The following is a 12,751-nucleotide window of genomic DNA, read 5'->3' on the forward strand; positions in this document are numbered from 1 at the left end:
TTTCTCTGGTTTTGTTGTAAAGCAAAGTTAATACCTCGTCAGATTAAAAAACGATTAAAATAGCTACTATGTTTATAGTTCTTATATCTTTTTACGCAGCAATCGCAAAATCGACTCTGAATCGGCTATTGAAGTGGCTTTTTCCAGAGAAAACCATTGAATATTTGTTCGTTCGTCAGAAGCCCCAAACACATCTTCCGGGTCAGCTTCAAACAGGAATCGAATGTCATAATGCAGATGTTCGGGCACAGCGTTCCGCGCTGGAATGGTGTGCACATCTACGTCGAAAATCGCCGGGCTGAGTAGACGAACCGATTGGAGTCCGGTTTCCTCCTGTGCTTCTTTCAGCGCTACAGCAGCCACATCGGGGTCGCCGTCGGCATGGCCACCCGGTTGCAGCCAACGATCCAGTTTGCGATGATGAATCAACAGTGTCTGCTGGCGGTCGGGGCTTACAATCCAGGCCGATCCGGTAACGTGTCCAATCAACAACGACCGTTCAAAGCAATCCGGATGCTGTTCAACAAAGGCAATGGTGGCCTCCGTCATGGCCTTTTCATTGAAATCGGATGGGGTGTGCTGGTAAAGTAAACTTAATAACGGCTGGCGGTACATTCGTTGTTTTTGTTAGGTAAAAACTGCAATTTGCTACCGTTTTTTCAATACTCTATCGACTATTATGCACAAGTTAACGCTTACAGCCGTAACGCTCTGTCTGGCAGCTCAGTTAGCCACCGCGCAAATCAAATTGCCTTCTCCCAGCCCTGGTGCCTCCGTTATGCAAACGGTCGGCACTACCGACATGACCATAACCTATTCGCGTCCAAGCCTGAAAGGTCGTCAGCCTTTTACGTCATCGTTTGTACCACTGGGTAAAGTGTGGCGAACAGGAGCCAACTCACCTACCCTATTTACAACCACAACCGATGTGATGGTTAACGGCAAAACGCTTGCAGCCGGTAGCTATGCTATTCTGTCGATACCCGAGGAAGGTTCGGCAACGCTGATTTTCAGCAAAAACAAGACGAGTACCGAGCAATCGTATAAGCAGGAGGAAGACGCGCTTCGTGTCAACCTGACGCCGATGGAGAACAGTGAGAAAGTGGAAACCTTTACCATCGGTTTCAGCGATGTAACTGATAGCACCGCCAAACTGAATTTCATCTGGGCTAACATCAAAGCCGTTGCCGACTTAAAAGTAGACGTAGCGGCCAATTCTGCCGCCAACGTCGATAAGGCTGTTGCCGAAAAACCGAACGACCCAGCTGTGCTACAGGCTGCCGCCAGCTATAACCTCTCAAAAGGTCGGAATCTGGAGCAATCGTTAAGCTGGATCGATCAGTCGATTGCAGCGGGCGAAAATTACCGGAACCTGTATGTAAAGGCACAAATTTTGGGCAAGATGGGCAAATATGCTGAAGCGCTGCCATTGGCACAAAAAGCCCTTTCACTCGGTCAGTCGTCTACTGATGGCGCTTTCCCTTTCTTTAAGGATGGCATTGAGAAAAGCATTTCAGAATACACTGCCAAAGTACCAGCCGTGCCAGCCATCAAAGGCAAAGGCAAGAAAAAAGCATAATCTGAAGTTCCATTTTCCGAAAGCACAAATGCAGGTCAAATTGGCCTGCATTTGTGTTTATAACCCTTTTAAGCGCTTAGCTACAATGAGCTTCATGTAAACGAATGTGACTACAACTAGTTACTTATAGGTTAGCTAGTGGCCAAATCCTGACAATTAACTAGAAATCAACTGGAATAAGTAGAACACTCCACATACCGTATTTTACTTACTCTACACCTTCTTGTTTATGCGTGCTGCTAGTTTAGTTTTACTCGTTGGCTTAACGACGCTGATTTTACCAACCGCCTGCGTCGATTTGCTGGAGACTCCCTTAACGCAACGGGTCAACGTCATAGTAGTCGATGGAACACTGACGAACCTCAATGAAGACCAGAAAATCCATATCAACCGTGCCAAATCCGATTCGTTAACTGGCCGTTTTGGCAGCTTGCCCATCACCAAAGCCCGAGTCGAGGTCGTAGTTGATTCAACCCAGATACTGGTCTTTACCGAGACCGACACAGCGGGCGCCTACCGCTCCCCAGCGGGTTTTCGGGCACAACCCGGCCACGCCTACCAACTGCGCTTTACCCTCTCGGATGGTACGCAGTATCGCTCAACAACGGAAGTGATGGTACCAGTCCCTGCCATTGACCGCGTCCATACAAAATTCAACCCCGCCAGTTTACCCGCTACCCTTGGCGATGGCACCATTAATCAATACCGGGGGGCACATGAAATAACCATTGATTTTCAAGACCCTGCCAATCAGCACAACTATTATCGCTGGGACTGGCTGCTATGGGAGAAACAGGACTGGTGTCGTACTTGTATTAATAATGAGTATGTGATCGCCTTGCTGGATAGAAACCCGCCAATTATCATCGAAGATTGTTATGGTCAGAAAGTCGATAATGGGTACTTTGTCTCAGATTACCAGTGTCGTACCCAATGCTGGGAGATTTTGCGCAATTATACGACGAATGTGTTCGACGATGTGTATAGTAATGGCGGGCAGATTTTAGGCCGTTCAGTGGCCCAGATTCCGTTTTACCAGCAGAATGGTTGTTTGGTTCAGCTTCGTCAATCCTCACTTACGAAGGCAGCCTACCAGTACTACCGGACGGTAGAAGAACAGACCCAAAATAATGGGGGCGTGGCGACGACTCCGCCAACGGGGTTAGTGGGAAATATTCGCAATGTGGCCAATGAACATGAAAGCGTGATTGGCTACTTTACGGCCTCATCGGTGTCAGTAGCGCTGGACTGGATCGACCGAAAGGATGCAACGGGTCGTCCGCCGGGCTTATTTATCGCGTTGAACAACCGCCCCCCCTCGCAGCCCTTTAATACAGGAGGCTATGGCTCAAAGGATTACCCAACGGCTACCTGTGTACCGAGTGATGGCCGTACGCCCAACAAGCCACTTGGTTGGCGCGATTAATTGGTGCTGTTTTATTGGCCTACCGTCCCCATATACGCTGCAATATCCACGCAATTCCTACCACAAGCAGACACCCGATGGCGTTCAGCCACAGGAAAGCAGTCAGGTCGAAGTACCAGCTCAGAATGACCAGAATCTCAGCGATAATAGCCCCCCAGAACGTGGCCTTCCCGTCGATGGATTTGACGTAAAAAGCGACGACAAAAACACCCAGAATAACCCCGTAAAATAAGGACCCCAGGATGTTGACGGCTTCGATCATACTGCCAAACTGATTGGCAAACTGAGCCACGATAATGCAGAAAATACCCCAGCCAATGGTAACCCAGCGCGATGCCTGTACGTAAAAAGCATCGTCGCCATCGGGGCGAATCAGGCGTTTATACACATCCACAACGGTACTGGATGCCAGGGAGTTATACGCCGACGCTATCGACCCCATCGAAGCCACAAAAATGACCGCAATTAGTAGACCGATTAATCCATGCGGAAGGTAATCCAGTACAAATCGCAGGAATACGTAATTCACATCATTTGTATCAGCCGCAGGGTTGGCCTTTTTGATGAGCTTCGTCACATTGGTCTTAACACCTTTTAGCGCTTCGTCAGTTTCTCGAATCCGCGTTCCAGCCGCTTCCTGCCCCGCCTGATCGTCGGTTTGCAGCGCTGCTTGCATATCGAGGACGGCCCGCTGCCGTTGGACGGTCAGGTTCTGATGCTTGATTTCGGCAAGCTGATAGTCGCGGGCATACGCGCTTTGTTTTAATCGGTCGGTTTCCTGTTTGTTAAAAAAGATGGGCGAGGGGTTGAACTGATAAAAGACAAACACCAGCACACCAACCAGCAGAATTAAAAACTGCATTGGAACTTTCAACAGGCCATTCATCAATAAGCCGAGTCGACTTTGTCCGATGGTTTCGCCCGTGAGGTATCGCCCCACTTGCGACTGATCGGTACCGAAATACGAGAGTTGCAGAAAAAAGCCCCCAATCAGTCCCGACCAGATGTTGTATCGGCTGTTTGGGTCAAATTTCAGGTCGATCAGGTTCATCCGTCCGGCCTTACCCGCCACGTGCAGCGCATCAACAAAGCCAATTCCATCGGGCAATAGCTTCACGGTCAGGTAACCTGCCAATGCCATGGCAAAGGTCACAATGGCCATTTGCTGAAGATGGGTATACGATATGGCTTTGGTTCCCCCGGTAACGGTGTAGGCCAGCACGATACCCCCCATAATCAAGTTGGTCAGGTAAATGTTCCAGCCCAGAATAGTAGATAGAATAATGGAAGGCGCATAGATCGACAAACCTGTTGATAAACCCCGCTGGAGCAAAAACAGGCCCGCCGTCAGGGTGCGAACCCGCGTATCGAAACGTGATTCCAGAAACTCATAGGCAGTAAAAATCTTTAGTCTGTGAAAGATTGGTACGAACGTTACCGATAAGACGACCATAGCCAGCGGGAGTCCAAAATAGAACTGTACAAACCGCATACCGTCGGTAAAGCCCTGCCCCGGTGCCGATAAAAACGTAATGGCACTGGCCTGCGTAGCCATCACCGACAGCCCAACATGATACCAGGGCAGCGAATGACCGGCCAGCAGGTAATCATTCATACTCCGGCTTCCCCGACTTCGAACAATGCCATAGGTAATGATGCCCACCAGCGTGAACACTAATACGCCCCAATCAAGAATACTCATGATAACCAGCGCATTAAACCATAAAATAGAATCACTTCGACAACCAGGCTACCGATAACGATAGCATAAAGCTGTGGCCAGGAACGCACGAAAGGAGGTAAATCAGTTGGATTACGGGTCATGAATGAATGGGTCGTCGGATCTATAACGGCGAAATTAGCAGAAATAGATGTATCGACTCCGATTAACTACAGGAATGGCTTATTTCTCCTAAACCTTTACAAACGAAATGCCAGACTCTATCCGAATTAGTTACGCCCAATAAGCAGGTTATACGCAATATAGGGATAGAAGTAGCTGTATGTACTCGGACTAGTCGACATTCCATAGTATGCAAGCCGGGGTTGTATAACCGATAAAGCTCCCAGATCGAACGCGTGTCGACGTCGATCAAAGCGAAATGCCAGCGACAAGTTTGCACTAGCGTTACTTTGATATGGATTCAAATAGAATACATTGTCGCTTAAAACGGTCAGATTACGGCTGATTTTATGCATAGCGCCAGCCGATATAAACGGAGTCTTACTGTAAACAGTGTAATCAGGCAAAAGTCGCATGCCATAACCCAGTGTTACATTGCGCTGGTTACTTCCTAACGAAAACAAACCATGTAAAAGAAGTTGCTGAGGCATTGAAAAGAGCGTACCTTTTTGTCGGGGCTGATACGTCACATTTACCCCAAATCGGAACTGATCACCAATAGGAAATGTCAGCTTCGAAAAGAAACGATAATTAGTACTCAAAACAGTTTCTCTCGCCATATTTTCCCGTTCAAACACATCGATAAAGGGATTCACACTAGCCCCGATACTCAAATTTTGGGTAACTCCGTAATGAAACTCATTGAGCAGTAACAACGCATTCCGATAATATCCTTTCCCTTTCTCAGCGTTAAAAGCAGTAGCGGTAAGCGGGAGAAACGGCCAAAATCGATTAGCGAAGGCGGGTTTACCCAAAGTAGTCAGGCCCTTTTCATCTCCCCCTGCCCGTACTGTATCGACCCGAAGCAGCAATTCAGGTTCAAAATAGGTGAGTTGTCCATTCTGCTTACGCACCGTAATCATGGTCTCATTCTTACGGACAAACGTACCCGGCAACTGCGTGCCATCTTTTAAGACAAAAACCGTTTGGGAAGCAGATGGGTTAATGATCAAATTGTCGTCCTTCGGACGTTCGGCCAGTATTTTCACGACCTGATCAGCCTCTACAAAAGACAGATCACCACCCCGAACCCGAACACTGATGATCGAACTATCCTGTCGGACAATCTGTCCCCGTACAACCGAGCCGTCACGCATGAGCAGGTAAGAGTGTTTGCGATAGGTGTCTTCTGGTGTTATTTTAATAAGCTGTGCCTGGGCTAGAAATGGGCATAGGAATAAAAGAAATAGAACTGTTTTCACAATAGAAGACGTTAAGGTTGAAGAATTGGCGTTTATATTTCTTTATGCAAACGGTTACACACCGACAATTATTTTTTCAGCATATAGCTCAGACCTCCGATTTTCCATTAGGGTTGGAAATCGAACGAGCCGAAGGTATTTATTTATACGAAAGTGATGGCAGCCGCTACATTGACCTTATTTCGGGCATCGGAGTAAGCAACGTTGGGCATCGGCATCCACGTGTGCTGGAAGCGATCCACCAGCAGTTGGATAAGTACATGCACCTGATGGTGTACGGGGAATACATCCAAACTCCTCAAACCCAGCTTGCCCAGGCACTTGCCCAAACGTTACCTCCAAGCCTAAACAATGTGTATTTCACCAATTCGGGAACCGAAGCGGTTGAAGGGGCTATGAAACTGGCGAAGCGATACACGGGGCGTTCCGAGATCATTAGTTGCTTTAATGCGTATCATGGGTCTACACAGGGAGCCCTGTCATTATCGGGGGATGAAAATTTTAAACGAAATTTTCGCCCACTCCTACCCGATATACGTCATATTCGACATGGTAACCCAACCGACCTCGGCCAAATTACGACTCGAACGGCCGCCGTGATTATTGAAGTTGTCGCTGGTGAAGCAGGTGTCCGCGTGCCGGAGCCAGCCTATTTTCAGGCGCTTCGTCAACGCTGCTCCGAAACAGGTGCTTTATTGATTTTTGATGAGATTCAAACGGGTTACGGACGCACGGGTACGTTCTGGGCATTTGAGGGCGTTTCGGTTGTGCCCGACATCCTTCTTTGCGCCAAAGGCATGGGGGGCGGCATGCCCATTGGAGCCTTCATCAGTTCAGATGAATTAATGAGTGTGTTTAAAAATAATCCGATTCTCGGTCATATCACAACGTTCGGTGGACATCCGGTTTCCTGTGCTGCCTCACTGGCCACGCTACAAATCATTCAGGAGCAAAAATTGCATGAGCAGGCTGAGGCTAAAGGACAATTATTCAGGCAGTTGTTAAGGCATGCAGCCATTCGGGAAATCCGTGGTAAAGGGTTGATGCTGGCCGTTGAATTCGACTCTTTTGACGTCCTGAAACCCATTATCGACCGTGCCATAGCAAACAGCCAAAACGGTCTGGGTATTATAACCGACTGGTTCCTGTTTTGTACTAATTCCATGCGAATAGCTCCCCCATTGATTATTACCGAAGAACAGATTCGGGAAGCCTGTACAGTGATCCTGGAAGCAATGGACTGATTTTCTTCGACAGGATGTACAGCCGGGCCGACGTTTCGGCTGTACATCCTATTGAAAAGAAATTTTAAAATGCCTCACCTAACTGAAAATACAGGCCGTTCGACACACTCTGGCCAATGCCCCAACCATAATCGACACGAAGGTTTAAGCGTTCTTTCTGATTCAGGGCCAGTCGGAGTCCACCACCAAATGAGTATTTAAGCTCCTGAAAATTCAGTTCATGCAGGTTGTCGCCTACGTTACCAACCCCAAAAAAACCAACAGCCCCAAATCGCCAGAACAACGGCACCCGGTACTCAGCCTGGGCTACAATCTGATCTTCACTACGATAACGCCCATCATAAAAGCCCCGCATACTATTAGACCCACCAAAGCTGGCTAAACTTCGCAAGGGCGTATTGCCTCCATTGAAAAATCCATAGGCCTGAATGGCCAATACCTGCTGTCGGTATGTCCGAAGAAAACGTCGAAAATCGACCACATAATTGGTATACCGAAAATTTGAACCAAGTGCAGGATTAAAATGGTTGAAATACACCTGTAAAAAGCCACCCCGATCGGGTGCAAATGCATTATTCCGGGAGTCGTATGTAAGACTTAATCCAGCTCCGGAAATGTGGTACGGCTGACGGCCAATCACCTGCTGCTGATCGAAAAGTCCTCCCGACTGATAGTCGACATCCAGCAATCGCTGGTATTCGTAAACCAATCCGGCAAAAACGCGCTCTTTAAGTTTACGTTGGGCATGCAGATAAATGTAGTATTGTTTAAAAATATAGGCTTCTACCTGTTCATCAGGAGCATCCTTACCAAGTCCCCAAAATCGGTCGGGAAAATAGCTGTACGACAATTGATAATTTAGGATAATTCGTTCGCCCGGAAAATAAGTTGTTCCATTCACTGCCGCAATAAATTGTTTCCGAAGGGAGTATAATGCAAGAGCCTGAGTGTTTGACGTACGGGTAATGGTATCATGCCGATTAAACCGAAATGTAAAGGATCCAGCCAGGCCAAACGACCAGTCTGTTTCGATAGAACGGGCTACCAGCGGCAAAATCAGCGTATTTCGGGTACGAATTAGCTGACTGGGAATGGGTTCGCGCGGAACACGGAGGCTGTCGGGCTGCGCTCGAAGTGCTTGTCCCAGGCCCATTAATTGGCTGATTAACAGCAAAACCAACCTTTTATCAAGTAAAACTGACACTGTAAACGAATTAACCGTTAATTAAACTCGCATTAATTAAATTGCGGCAAAGTAATCCTAAAATTGTAAATTTCGTAGATTTGGGCTTTTATTAACCGACACAGTCTGCACCCATTCAATAGGGGGCAGCCAATGGGTTGGCATCAACTACGGAACCTCCGATTTGTAAACCACCGATATGAGCAAATTAAACTTACCGCCCTTTACGTTAGGCGAATCTATCACTCCAGAACAACGCCAGTTTTTCAACAAATATGGTGTCATTGTATTTCGTAACTTCATTGAGCCCGAAACAGTTAAACTTTTTATCAGTGAAACGGAGCGGATCGAAAAACAATGGCTCGACGAAGGGCGTGATAAGGTAAATGGCGTTCCACTAAAATTTGGTAAGGACGAAGAAGGGAACCCTATGATTCAGCGCATGTGCTTCCTGTCGCAGCACAGCACAGCTCTTCATGAATTTTTGCAGGACCCTCGCCTTCAGGCTGTTGTAGACCTGTTGCAACCTTATGAGGGCCGCATTGCTGAAATTGAAAAAGATGGTCTTATTCTGAACCATTACGTTCGTACCCCCAACAGTAAGTTCTCGCAAATGGGCTGGCATACGGATAGCCCTCGCGACATTTTCCTCGGTCAGCGCATTATGCCCATGCTTAACGTAGGCATACACCTCAATGCGACACCTTACGAAAACGGAGGACTTCGTGTGATTCCTGGCACCCACAAACAGGGTATTCTTAAAATGCTGTTCCGCAAAAAATACTTCGTCGACAACGAGCCAGATAAGCATGAAGTGGGCTTCGACATCAATGCAGGTGACCTGTCGGTACATGACGGACGGCTTTGGCACCGGGCACAGCAATCGCCTTACTTTGGTGAAGCCAGCCGTCGACGCGTGATGTATGTACCTGTCGTAACGGGTAAGTATATGCCTAAGCATGAGAACAGCAAAACGCCGTTCTATCACCGCTTTATCTCTAAAGTCAATATTTAAGCGTTATAAAGTATAGGGTTATAAAGTTGTAAGCAGCTCCTGGCAAAGCCTGCAACTTTATAACCCTATAACTTTACTTAGCTAAATCATTTTATATGGCCTACGCCCTCATTACAGGAGCCAGCCGGGGCATTGGCTTAGCCATTGCGACAGAACTGGCCCGGCAAAAATTTGATCTATTGCTGGTTGCCCGTTCTGAAACATTGCTCCGGGAAGCAGCCAGTCAGCTAGCCAGCGAACATGGAATCAAAACAGATTTCCTGGCCCTCGATCTAGCCGCCACGGGCGCTGCTCAACACGTACTTGCCTGGTGTCAGCAAAAAGGATATGCCATACAGATGCTAGTTAACAATGCAGGCTATGGTCTGAGTGGGCCCTTTGAAAAGCATCCGTTAGCCGAACATACAGATATGATGGCGGTAAATATGACGGTTCTGGTAGAACTAACCTACTTGTTTCTTCCTGTCCTGCGACAACAGCCTAAAGCCTACATTCTGAATATTGGAAGTTCTGCAGCCTATCAGGCCGTACCGGGGCTTAGTCTATATTCTGCCTCCAAAGCGTTTGTGCTCCAGTTTAGCCGGGGTCTGCACCAGGAATTAAAACGCTCAGCTGTATCGGTTACCTGTGTATGTCCTGGTTCTACCGATACAAACTTCGTTGATCGGGCTCAAATTGGTGAGAAAGGCCGGAAAGCAGCCGCAAAAGTGAATATGACGCCCCAGGAAGTAGCCCGTCAGGCCGTTGAGGCCACCTTAGCCGGGCAGGCCGAAGTCGTAACGGGCTTACTCAATAAAGCAGGAAAATTCATGGCCTGGCTGCTCCCTAAAGGACTTGTGGAAAAGACCGCTGGCAGCATATACGAATAACCATTTTTGCATTCCGCTAATAAATGGCACTTTATTTGTCATACTATAGTTTTAGACATATAACTATATAAAGACGTTGGATGCAGACCTTATCGTAAACCAAGTTTCCTAGCCTGCCGACGTCCAACCAATTCATGCAATTTTCCGATTTATCAGTAATAGATCCTATCCTGAAAGCGCTTGCTGAAGAAGGATATACCACCCCAACCCCCATTCAGGAACAAGCCATTCCCATCTTGCTGCGTCGTCGCGACTTATTGGGCTGTGCGCAAACCGGGACTGGTAAAACAGCCGCTTTTGCCATTCCTATTCTGCAATTGCTCAATGAAGACCGGGTTAAAAATCCGAAAGCTCCCCGGCGCATCAAAACACTGGTACTGACGCCAACCCGCGAGTTAGCCATTCAAATCGCCGAAAGCTTTACCGCCTACGGACGTCACCTGAACCTTCGCCATACGGTTATTTTTGGCGGGGTCTCGCAACACGCTCAGGTGAATGCCTTAAAAGCTGGCATTGATGTGCTGATCGCTACCCCTGGCCGTTTGCTGGACCTGATGAACCAAGGCTTCATTAACCTTCGTGATGTTCAGTTCTTTGTCCTTGACGAAGCCGACCGTATGCTCGATATGGGTTTTATTCACGACGTCAAAAAAGTCATCGCACGTCTACCCGAACGTCGACAGTCGTTGTTTTTCTCGGCTACCATGCCCCCCGATGTAGCGAAACTAGCCGATACGATTTTGCACAATCCCGCCAAAGTGGAAGTAACGCCCGTCTCATCGACCGCCGATACCATCCAGCAGGCGATGTATTTTGTAGGCAAAGAAGACAAACGGAAACTACTGGTTCATATCCTGAATGACCGAAACATCCGCTCGGCCCTGGTTTTTGCCCGTACCAAACACGGCGCTGATCGGGTTGCCAAGGATCTGCAAAAAGCTGGGATTCAGGCTGAAGCCATCCATGGGAATAAATCACAAAACGCCCGTCAGCGCGCGCTTTCGAATTTTAAAAGCCGCGAAACCCGTGTACTGGTAGCTACTGATATTGCCGCTCGCGGTATCGATGTGGACGAGCTCTCGCATGTGATAAACTATGAGCTCCCCAATATCCCGGAAACCTATGTACACCGTATCGGGCGAACGGGTCGAGCGGGCCACGATGGCGTTGCGTTGTCCTTTTGTGATTCGGAAGAGACGGCGTATCTGAAAGACATCCATAAGCTAATTGGTAAAAACGTTCCTGTCGTTACGGACCATCCGTATGTTCTCGATATGGCGACAGTCGCTGTAACGTCCGCTCCGGTTCAGCGTCAGGGCCAAAACCGACGGAACGCTCAGCCGAGTGCCCGACCGAAGGGATCAGGTAGCCCCGCCAGGCAGGAGTCTCGCCAACGTCCGAATAGTCATGCGAATCGGACGACGAATTCTTCCGACAGCAAAAATCAGGGAAATAGACCTGACGGACAGTTTGATAAAAATCGTTCTTTCGGACGTACATCAGAGCCGAATCAGCATCCTTCAAAGCAGGGTGCCCCTCAAAACAAACCAGGTCGTGGTAGCGGCAACAGTCGTTTTCTAAATTTCGGCTCTGACAAGAACTACTAGAAATTTCTGCAATACAGGGTTCAATGAGGGACCGTATCTTCTCCTCCCCCATTGAACCCTGTATTGAATCAGTACTTCTCCTTTTTTACGACGCTAATCTGACCATTTCGTTCGATTAGTATCGCTTTTACGTCATCAATACTATCCTTCTGCCCTACCTGCCGGACAGCCTCCCGTAAGTCCTGTTCGCTCACCAGCATCGCTCTCATATGGCTGCGGATGAAATGTCCATTTTCAAACAGTACTTTGTCATTACCACTTACAAGACGGCTTAACAAAGGGCTTTGAACGCATAGATAGGCCAGCAAGCGGTGTAGAATAACCAGCGCCAGACTTGCACCCAGAACACCCGTAAAGGATGAAGCGCCTACAATACCCCGACTCAGGGTTGCCCCTAAAAGCAGCGAAATTACCGTATCGAAGGGAGAACGCATCCCAAATGAACGCCGACCAGCCAATCGCACCAGCGCAATGGTCAATAGAAAGGCCACTACCGCCCGGCATATCATTTGGCCATCAGTCAATTGATCGTCTTTATGAAGCAAATCGCCAAATAATTCGGTCATCATAGTCGATTAGCTGGTGAGATTTGTCAGAATAGCGTGTAAACTACAACCCGCCCCAATGGTTTTACCGTTGAACCATTTTTCGGCAAACGGTCCAGATCAATAGTCTGAAAATGCTAGAGGTTTCTGGGTACAAAAAACCGTGCCATAGCATAGA

The 12,751-nt window shown here is 48.0% G+C and carries 11 protein-coding genes; 6 read left to right on the plus strand and 5 right to left on the minus strand.

Features of this window, described 5'->3' with window-relative positions:
* Positions 1-81 precede the first annotated feature (81 nt).
* Positions 82-615 (minus strand): NUDIX hydrolase, encoded by a 534-nt coding sequence (locus tag B5M13_RS17735; RefSeq protein WP_080056937.1) that lies wholly within the window; start codon positions 613-615, stop codon positions 82-84.
* A gap of 64 nt (positions 616-679) precedes the next feature.
* On the opposite strand from B5M13_RS17735, the gene B5M13_RS17740 reads away from it, so the two are divergent.
* Both B5M13_RS17740 and B5M13_RS17745 read left to right on the plus strand, forming a co-directional pair.
* Positions 680-1,579: a DUF2911 domain-containing protein gene (locus B5M13_RS17740; protein WP_080056938.1), complete on the plus strand. Its 900-nt coding sequence runs from the start codon at positions 680-682 to the stop codon at positions 1,577-1,579.
* Between the two features lie 229 nt (positions 1,580-1,808).
* Complete coding sequence (locus B5M13_RS17745; protein ID WP_080056939.1) at positions 1,809-3,005, plus strand: DUF4249 domain-containing protein; 1,197 nt, start codon at positions 1,809-1,811, stop codon at positions 3,003-3,005.
* Between the two features lie 19 nt (positions 3,006-3,024).
* Here B5M13_RS17745 and B5M13_RS17750 read toward each other — a convergent pair whose 3' ends face one another.
* Positions 3,025-4,707, minus strand: a complete 1,683-nt coding sequence (locus B5M13_RS17750; RefSeq protein WP_080056940.1) for a sodium:solute symporter — start codon at positions 4,705-4,707, stop codon at positions 3,025-3,027.
* Between the two features lie 248 nt (positions 4,708-4,955).
* On the minus strand, positions 4,956-6,110 hold the full coding sequence (locus B5M13_RS17755; protein WP_080056941.1) for a hypothetical protein: 1,155 nt from the start codon (positions 6,108-6,110) through the stop codon (positions 4,956-4,958).
* A 44-nt stretch (positions 6,111-6,154) separates the two neighbouring features.
* Here B5M13_RS17755 and B5M13_RS17760 point away from each other — a divergent pair, with 44 nt between their 5' ends.
* A complete protein-coding gene (locus B5M13_RS17760; RefSeq protein ID WP_080056942.1) occupies positions 6,155-7,354 on the plus strand; it encodes an aspartate aminotransferase family protein in 1,200 nt (399 codons plus the stop codon).
* 64 nt (positions 7,355-7,418) lie between these two features.
* Here the strand turns inward: B5M13_RS17760 and B5M13_RS17765 are convergent, their stop codons facing one another.
* Positions 7,419-8,507 carry a BamA/TamA family outer membrane protein gene (locus B5M13_RS17765; protein ID WP_080056943.1) on the minus strand — a complete coding sequence of 363 codons (1,089 nt, stop codon included), beginning with the start codon at positions 8,505-8,507 and terminating at the stop codon, positions 7,419-7,421.
* Between the two features lie 229 nt (positions 8,508-8,736).
* Here B5M13_RS17765 and B5M13_RS17770 point away from each other — a divergent pair, with 229 nt between their 5' ends.
* The 3 genes from B5M13_RS17770 (at position 8,737) to B5M13_RS17780 (ending at position 12,028) form a co-directional block, all read left to right on the plus strand.
* Positions 8,737-9,552, plus strand: coding sequence for a phytanoyl-CoA dioxygenase family protein (locus B5M13_RS17770; RefSeq protein WP_080056944.1), 816 nt, complete (start codon positions 8,737-8,739; stop codon positions 9,550-9,552).
* 95 nt (positions 9,553-9,647) lie between these two features.
* The gene (locus tag B5M13_RS17775) at positions 9,648-10,421 is read left to right on the plus strand and encodes an SDR family NAD(P)-dependent oxidoreductase (RefSeq protein ID WP_080056945.1); all 774 of its coding nucleotides are present in this window, start codon (positions 9,648-9,650) and stop codon (positions 10,419-10,421) included.
* A 134-nt stretch (positions 10,422-10,555) separates the two neighbouring features.
* Positions 10,556-12,028 carry a DEAD/DEAH box helicase gene (locus B5M13_RS17780; protein ID WP_080056946.1) on the plus strand — a complete coding sequence of 491 codons (1,473 nt, stop codon included), beginning with the start codon at positions 10,556-10,558 and terminating at the stop codon, positions 12,026-12,028.
* Positions 12,029-12,096: 68 nt separating this feature from the next.
* Here B5M13_RS17780 and B5M13_RS17785 read toward each other — a convergent pair whose 3' ends face one another.
* Positions 12,097-12,597, minus strand: a complete 501-nt coding sequence (locus B5M13_RS17785) for a DUF421 domain-containing protein (RefSeq protein ID WP_245859367.1) — start codon at positions 12,595-12,597, stop codon at positions 12,097-12,099.
* Positions 12,598-12,751: the final 154 nt, after the last annotated feature.

Origin of the sequence: Spirosoma aerolatum (assembly GCF_002056795.1) — a bacterium.
GTDB classification, from domain to species: domain Bacteria; phylum Bacteroidota; class Bacteroidia; order Cytophagales; family Spirosomataceae; genus Spirosoma; species Spirosoma aerolatum.

Excerpts from the sequence above, each read along its gene's own strand:
- B5M13_RS17735 (WP_080056937.1), bottom strand. The coding sequence starts at position 615 with ATGTACCGCCAGCCGTTATTAAGTTTACTTTACCAGCACACCCCATCC.
- B5M13_RS17740 (WP_080056938.1), top strand. The coding sequence starts at position 680 with ATGCACAAGTTAACGCTTACAGCCGTAACGCTCTGTCTGGCAGCTCAG.
- B5M13_RS17745 (WP_080056939.1), top strand. The coding sequence starts at position 1,809 with ATGCGTGCTGCTAGTTTAGTTTTACTCGTTGGCTTAACGACGCTGATT.
- B5M13_RS17750 (WP_080056940.1), bottom strand. The coding sequence starts at position 4,707 with ATGAGTATTCTTGATTGGGGCGTATTAGTGTTCACGCTGGTGGGCATC.
- B5M13_RS17760 (WP_080056942.1), top strand. The coding sequence starts at position 6,155 with ATGCAAACGGTTACACACCGACAATTATTTTTTCAGCATATAGCTCAG.
- B5M13_RS17765 (WP_080056943.1), bottom strand. The coding sequence starts at position 8,507 with ATGGGCCTGGGACAAGCACTTCGAGCGCAGCCCGACAGCCTCCGTGTT.
- B5M13_RS17770 (WP_080056944.1), top strand. The coding sequence starts at position 8,737 with ATGAGCAAATTAAACTTACCGCCCTTTACGTTAGGCGAATCTATCACT.
- B5M13_RS17775 (WP_080056945.1), top strand. The coding sequence starts at position 9,648 with ATGGCCTACGCCCTCATTACAGGAGCCAGCCGGGGCATTGGCTTAGCC.
- B5M13_RS17780 (WP_080056946.1), top strand. The coding sequence starts at position 10,556 with ATGCAATTTTCCGATTTATCAGTAATAGATCCTATCCTGAAAGCGCTT.
- B5M13_RS17785 (WP_245859367.1), bottom strand. The coding sequence starts at position 12,597 with ATGATGACCGAATTATTTGGCGATTTGCTTCATAAAGACGATCAATTG.